General features: G+C 39.9%; 7 protein-coding genes. 3 read left to right on the top strand and 4 right to left on the bottom strand.

Features of this window, described 5'->3' with window-relative positions:
- Positions 1–193 precede the first annotated feature (193 nt).
- Together FC65_RS08070 and galE are read right to left on the bottom strand one after the other, a co-directional pair.
- On the bottom strand, positions 194–460 hold the full coding sequence (locus FC65_RS08070) for a hypothetical protein (RefSeq protein ID WP_056972253.1): 267 nt from the start codon (positions 458–460) through the stop codon (positions 194–196).
- A 223-nt stretch (positions 461–683) separates the two neighbouring features.
- Positions 684–1,682 (bottom strand): UDP-glucose 4-epimerase GalE, encoded by a 999-nt coding sequence (galE, locus tag FC65_RS08065; RefSeq protein ID WP_056972251.1) that lies wholly within the window; start codon positions 1,680–1,682, stop codon positions 684–686.
- Between the two features lie 268 nt (positions 1,683–1,950).
- Between galE and FC65_RS08060 the strand changes: the two genes are divergently transcribed.
- Both FC65_RS08060 and FC65_RS08055 read left to right on the top strand, forming a co-directional pair.
- Positions 1,951–2,589 (top strand): alpha/beta hydrolase, encoded by a 639-nt coding sequence (locus tag FC65_RS08060; protein ID WP_056972249.1) that lies wholly within the window; start codon positions 1,951–1,953, stop codon positions 2,587–2,589.
- A gap of 158 nt (positions 2,590–2,747) precedes the next feature.
- Positions 2,748–3,623, top strand: a complete 876-nt coding sequence (locus FC65_RS08055; protein WP_056972247.1) for a VOC family protein — start codon at positions 2,748–2,750, stop codon at positions 3,621–3,623.
- A gap of 135 nt (positions 3,624–3,758) precedes the next feature.
- Here the strand turns inward: FC65_RS08055 and apf are convergent, their stop codons facing one another.
- Both apf and FC65_RS08045 read right to left on the bottom strand, forming a co-directional pair.
- Positions 3,759–4,361, bottom strand: coding sequence for an aggregation-promoting factor (apf, locus tag FC65_RS08050; protein WP_056972245.1), 603 nt, complete (start codon positions 4,359–4,361; stop codon positions 3,759–3,761).
- Between the two features lie 585 nt (positions 4,362–4,946).
- Entirely contained in the window at positions 4,947–5,456 is a 510-nt protein-coding gene (locus FC65_RS08045; protein WP_056972243.1) for a nitroreductase family protein, read from the bottom strand.
- A gap of 204 nt (positions 5,457–5,660) precedes the next feature.
- On the opposite strand from FC65_RS08045, the gene mscL reads away from it, so the two are divergent.
- Positions 5,661–6,104, top strand: coding sequence for a large-conductance mechanosensitive channel protein MscL (gene mscL, locus FC65_RS08040; RefSeq protein ID WP_056972240.1), 444 nt, complete (start codon positions 5,661–5,663; stop codon positions 6,102–6,104).
- Positions 6,105–6,421 lie beyond the last annotated feature (317 nt).

Genomic DNA, 6,421 nt, shown 5'->3' with positions numbered 1-6,421 from the left:
AATTGGGAACGCGACGTTTTTGCTTTAGTGTTGCACTTAAAGTGTAAATTCAAGCAAAAAAAGCAGCGTAGTCTCCCACGTTGCCCTCGAAACAATGATTTGTTAGTCGTTGTTATTCTAGCATACCGACTATAGTTATCCAAACGATAGCTGTTATAAATATGAACGTACTCTTTCACGCCACATGATCAGCTTATCTTTTTTCAGCGATATCGACCAGTGCATCTTTAATATCGTCTAAATCGTTTTTAATCCCATTTAAAATGTCAACCGGTTCTTTAACATTAGGGTGATATTTGACTCGACCCAAAACAACCCTTTCTTGCTGTTCGTGTTTGTTAGGGCGCAAATGTTTTCTTGTTGCCGAAGCTGCTTTGAGTCCTGTCTGTAAGAAGCCTGAAGCCGCTACTCCTGATAAAAAAGCAGCCTGGTTCAAATGATTCTGTACTTTTTGTTTCATAGTCGCTCACCTCGTTAGTTATTTGCCTTTATCATAAGCTAAGCCTCTTTTTTTAGCAAGAAAATTACTGTACGCAAAAAGCAGCACCTTTCAATGCTGCTTTTTAGTCAGGCTGCGTGAACCAAAACTTCTTATCCAACAGACGCATTACATCGCCAAACAGCGCGATGTAACACATCTGTCCGCTAATGCTCGTCTTAAGCGGTTCACTTTACCTTGTTTTTTAGTCTTTATCAGCATAGCCTTGCGGATGAGTTGAATGCCATTTCCAAGCTGTTTCAATAATTTTATGGATATCATCAAATTGCGGCTTCCAACCCAACACTTCGCGTGCCTTATCAGAAGCAGCAATTAATGTATCTGGATCTCCACCGCGACGAGGCGCTTTTTCAGCAGGGATCTCCTTACCCGTAACCTCACGAGCAGCTTGCAAGATCTGCTTGTTAGAAAATCCTGTTGAAGAACCGAGGTTAAAGGCGTTGGAATCATTACCTGCAAGCAAGTACTTGACAGCCAAAATATGTGCGTCTGCTAAATCAGTCGGGTGAACATAGTCACGAACATTAGTCCCATCTGGGGTATTGTAATCATCACCAAAGATCATCAGCTTGTCACGTTTGCCCATCGCAACTTGTAAAACGATCGGAAGCAAGTGTGTTTCTGGATGATGATCTTCACCAATCGAGCCATCTTCCTTGGCCCCAGCAACGTTAAAGTAACGCAAAGCAACAAACTTGATACCATACGCTTCATCAGACCAGCGCATGATTTTTTCCATCATCAACTTGCTTTCGCCATATGGATTGATCGGTTTTTGCGGATCACTTTCTTTGATCGGCATTGATTCAGGAATGCCATATGTGGCAGCAGTCGATGAGAAGACGATTTTCTTAACGCCAACCTCATTCATGACCTCAAGTAATTTGATCATACCAGCCGTATTGTTATCAAAATACTTCAACGGATCCTTCATTGATTCTGCCACTAACGAGAAAGCAGCAAAATGGATAACTGCCTTGATCTCAGGGTTTTCTGCAAAAACTGTTCGCATAAAGTCCTGGTCAGACAAATCACCTTGATAAAACTTAGCTTTTTTATTAACTGCATCACGATGTCCTGTGATCAAACTATCAACAACCACAACATCTTCACCTTTTTGTATCAAACGATCAACGGTGTGTGAGCCAATATAACCCGCTCCACCCAATACTAATACTGCCATGAAACGATCCCCTCCTACGTCAGTTCTGTAACAGTCAGGCTAATTAAATTTTAAAAGCCATTGCATATCTATTCCCTTCAATTTTACCAGTTTTTACCTGAAATTGGAAAGGGTTGCCGGATTTGACAGACAAATTGTAAAAATAATTTGCTTACTTTTTGTAAGTGTGATATATTTGTCTCGGCAACACAGGAAGCACAGCCTTCCTTTAAAGATTTCAAAAATAATATTATTTAACTTAACTTGACTTATTTAAGAAGGTGTAATGATGCAATATCTTTATCGTTTAAATTATCCCCAAAATTGGGACAAACATACCCCGATCGCTATCGCACTCCATGGAATGGGCACTAACTACAATGACTTGCAGCCTGTGCTAGACCAGCTCGCATCAGACCAGATTCAGCTTTCACTGCAAGGCGATCAAGTCTTCCAAGATGGCTATCAATTTTTCGACGTCAATTTTGAGCGCGGTTCTAAAAAAGAAGAGACAATTATCGGCACCGCGATCGAAAATGTTTATAGTTTTATCCAGCAACTTTTGACTCAGAAAAAATTGACCGCTCATCCTCTACATTACCTTGGTTTCAGTCAAGGAGCGATCATTGGGAGCGGTCTAGTGGTTAACTATCCTAAGCTATTTCAGCAAGTAGAATTGTTTAGCGGACGTTTGCCTTTATTTGTTGAACAAACAGCGCAAGCGACCCTGGGTACTAATTTGTCCAGCCCACAGATCTTTATCTCTCAAGGATCAATAGACCCGCTATTTTCTCCTGAGATCGGTCGTCACGTTCATGAAATTATGGCCGCACATTTTGCAAACGTCCACTACCACGAATATCAAGTTGGTCACGGGATTACACCCCAAACTTTGACTGATGTTCAAAAAGAAAATAGCGTTGATTAAACAGCATGGCACCCATGAAACAAGCAGCTCAGACTCAGAAGTTCCAGCATGTCTTTTGCGTGTTAATGTCTGAGCTGGATAGATAGGGATTTTCTTGTCTGTCATACGAAAACTTAACTGATCGACGGACATTTAACAATACAGAAAGAAGCCTTATTATGACAAACACAATAATTCCCGAGTTTCAATTAGATGAAAAAACTCACCCTGGCAATGTTGCCTTAAAAGTCAACAATTTGCAAAAGATGATCGCCTTTTATACTCAGATCATCGGTCTAAAACTACTGCAGCAAGAAACACAGCAAGCTGTTTTAGGTGCCGACAGCACACCGCTGCTCTACTTATTCCAGATCAACGGCCAACGTGCTGCTCAGCAAAGAACAGGTCTTTATCATACGGCCTTTTTGTTGCCGACCAGAAAAGACCTCGGTAATGCCTTGATCCGCTATGTGTCAACTAATGCTCCATTAAGTGGCGCTGCAGATCATATTTATAGTGAAGCCTTGTATCTGACCGACCCAGAAGGTAATGGGATCGAAGTCTATCATGATAAGCCGCGTTCAGAATGGATCATTAAAGAAGACGGCGAGATCCCTAGTGACACTTTAGAAATGGATGTAGAAGGCGTTTTAAAAGCTGCTGATCAAAAATGGACTGGGTTTCCAGACAATACTATGGTTGGTCATATTCATTTAAGTGTCTCTGATGTCAACCAGACACAAGATTTTTATACCAAGATCTTAGGCCTTTCACTCAAGTTTAACTTCGGTGAGGCCGCCAAGTTTTTAGCGACTGGTGGCTACCACCATCATATCGGAGCAAATGTTTGGCTGAGCCGCAATGACGCTCCCTTAGCCCAAAATGAAACTGGCTTAAAATATTTCAGCTTCTATGTGCCAGATTCTGCGGAACTTGATCGCATAGCTGAGCACCTCACTAGCTTAAGCATTGAATTTAAGCAAGCTGACAACGGTCAGATCACCTTTATTGACCCCAGCGGTATTCAGGGACGTTTTGAAATTCAGCCTTCTTAATAAAGAAAACAACCGACTTGCAAGTTGAAAATGCTTGCGGGCCGGTTTTATTATTGCTCAAAAAAGCCAGCCAGAAACGAATTACATCTCTGACCGGCTTCACTTTTTAACTTTATTTTTAACTAAGTTTTGCTCTTAGTACCAACCAAATTGGTTTGAATGCTTCAAAGCGCCTTGCCATGAACCATATCTTGCAATAGCATATTGGTCAGCAGCCTTTTCCTGGTTAGCTGCTGAGTAATCACCATTTAACATAGATTTGTCTAATTGGTATTTACCATAGAACTGACCATTTGTTGCTGTGTATGAGCCACCAGATTCACGATTAGCAATTGCTGCTTTAGCAGCAGCTTCTGAACCATTCAAGCTGCTTGAAGCGGCTGGTGTAGAAGATTGAATAGGTGCCTGTGTCTTAACAGGTGCTTGTTTTTGTACGGGTGCTTTTGGTTGAACAGCTGTTTGTGCTTGAACAGGTGCCTGCACTTGTTGTGGTTGTTCAACAACTTTAACCTTACCTTCACCATCGATGTCAAGTTTTTGACCAGGAAGGATAAAGTTAACGTCAGCAAGTTCATTTGCTTTTTCGATTGCGGCAACAGTTGTATGGTTAGCTGCTGCGATTCCTGAAACTGTATCTCCTGCTTTGACTGTAACTGTATCAGCGTTGGCTGCAATAGTTGTCATTCCAAATAATCCGGCTGCTGCTGTGACTGTAAGTAATGTTTGCTTCAAATTCATAAAAAAAGTTTCACTCCTGTATATTTTTGGCTAACAGCTCTAAACTCTTTAGAGCCCCCAGCAAGCTCAAGCCTTGTGCTTGACGAACTTGCTTACTAAATTTCAGTTCATCTCTCGAACCGACGATGACTAGTATATGAAGTTAATGTTACACAGTAATTTCTATTTGTTGACACAAAGCCACTGTTTTCGTAATGTTATGTTACATTTGTAATATTTTGTAATATATTTTCAAAGAATATTGTCCACAAAATAAACAGAAGATGCTTAACGCTAGTACATTGGCGGTTGGTAAACTATGTGACAAAATCTAAAAAAATTAGTCTGCCTTTCTTAAAATATTTTTGAAATTCAGAAACTTTTTTTATTTTTTTGCGAAAAAAACTTATTTTACTATTTTATGGAGCTAATTACAGATTTTATGTAACTTGACTGTAATTTTTCAAACTGCTGTAAAAAAGTGACACATTTGCCTATCATACCAGTTGTTTTAAACTGCAATAAAGCTAAAAAAAGAGTAACTGACCACTTACGGACAGTTACTCTACCAACAAACGTTTGGCAAAAAGCAGCAAATTATGCTTATCAAATTATAGTCTGGGTTACTTCATGACGTCCTTTAGTCGGTTTAGAGATCGACTCAGCAGGATAGCCGACAGCTAAAGAGATCACAGGAGCAAAACCAGCGGGGATCTGCAACTTGCTTAACAGATCATCATCTTTGCTCAAAGGTATTAGAGCACCCATGATCACGCAACTGGCCAAGTTTTTGCCGGTCGCCGCTAGGGCCATGTTTTCAATCATTGCGCCGGCGGAGACACATTCCATTGAACCAACTGAACTGTCTTGTTTTTGCGCCGAAATAATAATAACTGCAGGTGCACCATAATATGGATTGCTGACACTGTCTGCTTCAACTTGCTTGATAGCACCGGGATTTGTCAACAACGTAAAATGAAATTTTTCGTACTCGCCCATGCCGACCGGCCCTGCCTGTCCTGCATCCATAATATCTTGCAGGTCTTTTGTAGGTACTTGTTTGTCAGAAAAATCTCTGACAGCCTGGCGCTGATAAATCGTTTGCATAATATCCATAAAATAACTTCCTTTCTATAGTAAGAATATTATTTTGTCACCTTTATTATAGATGAAATTACTCCTTATTAGAAACATCTGAGCTATTTTATCTCGAAATTATTGAATAAATGATTTTGAAAAAAGATAAGCATATTATTTTCGTAAAATAATGATAGTGCTTATAATGTTCACTGTACATATTTTGAAAGAGGTGCTTAATACATGTTAAAAGAATTTAAGGAGTTTATTGCACAAGGAAATGTGCTGGACTTGGCTGTTGGTGTCATCATTGGTAGTGCGTTTACAGCAATTGTAAATTCATTAGTGGAAAACTTGATCAACCCTTTGATCGGGTTATTTATTGGTGGGATCGACTTTTCCGACTGGGTCTTAAAAGTTGGCGATGCTACATTTAAATTTGGGACATTCATCAATTCGATCATCAGCTTCATAATTATCGCCTTCATCGTCTTCTTGATCGTTAAGTCTGTCAACAAAATCATGCCGAAGAAAGAAGAGGAAGAAGAAGTTGATCCTCAAGTTCAATTATTAACTGACATTCGAGACGCTTTAGCCCCAGAAAAAGCTGCCTTGTCAGATGTTGATCCCAAAGACGTAGAAACAAGAGTAACCGGAGATAGTTCAGCAAAAGACCAAAGCAAATAACTTTTAAAATTTGAATCTCAGTCAGTGTATCAAAAACTGGCTGGGATTTTCGTTTGTAATTATTCAGGAAAGACAGGTTTTAGCTGATGCGGTTTGAATTGGAGTGAACTTTTAGCCGATTTTGCCAGATTGGCTAATTCTTCCGGCGACTTCTAGCCGATTTCTCTTAATTGGCTAGTTCTTCCTCTGACTTTTAGCCGATTTCTCTAATTGGCTAATTCTTCCCATGACTTTTAGCCGTTTTTCTCTAATTGGCTAATTCTTCCCCTAACTTTTAGCTGATTTCTCCAAATTGGCTAATTCTTCTCCTAACTTCT

It is taken from the genome of Ligilactobacillus acidipiscis DSM 15836, from assembly GCF_001435755.1.
Taxonomy (GTDB): Bacteria; Bacillota; Bacilli; order Lactobacillales; family Lactobacillaceae; genus Ligilactobacillus; species Ligilactobacillus acidipiscis.
The sequence above is the reverse complement of the archived record's forward strand: the minus strand, read 5'-3'. Positions and strand labels throughout refer to the sequence as shown.

Coding starts and splice junctions, on each gene's coding strand:
- FC65_RS08055 (WP_056972247.1), top strand. CDS start 2,748: ATGACAAACACAATAATTCCCGAGTTTCAATTAGATGAAAAAACTCAC.
- FC65_RS08060 (WP_056972249.1), top strand. CDS start 1,951: ATGCAATATCTTTATCGTTTAAATTATCCCCAAAATTGGGACAAACAT.
- mscL (WP_056972240.1), top strand. CDS start 5,661: ATGTTAAAAGAATTTAAGGAGTTTATTGCACAAGGAAATGTGCTGGAC.
- galE (WP_056972251.1), bottom strand. CDS start 1,682: ATGGCAGTATTAGTATTGGGTGGAGCGGGTTATATTGGCTCACACACC.
- apf (WP_056972245.1), bottom strand. CDS start 4,361: ATGAATTTGAAGCAAACATTACTTACAGTCACAGCAGCAGCCGGATTA.
- FC65_RS08070 (WP_056972253.1), bottom strand. CDS start 460: ATGAAACAAAAAGTACAGAATCATTTGAACCAGGCTGCTTTTTTATCA.
- FC65_RS08045 (WP_056972243.1), bottom strand. CDS start 5,456: ATGGATATTATGCAAACGATTTATCAGCGCCAGGCTGTCAGAGATTTT.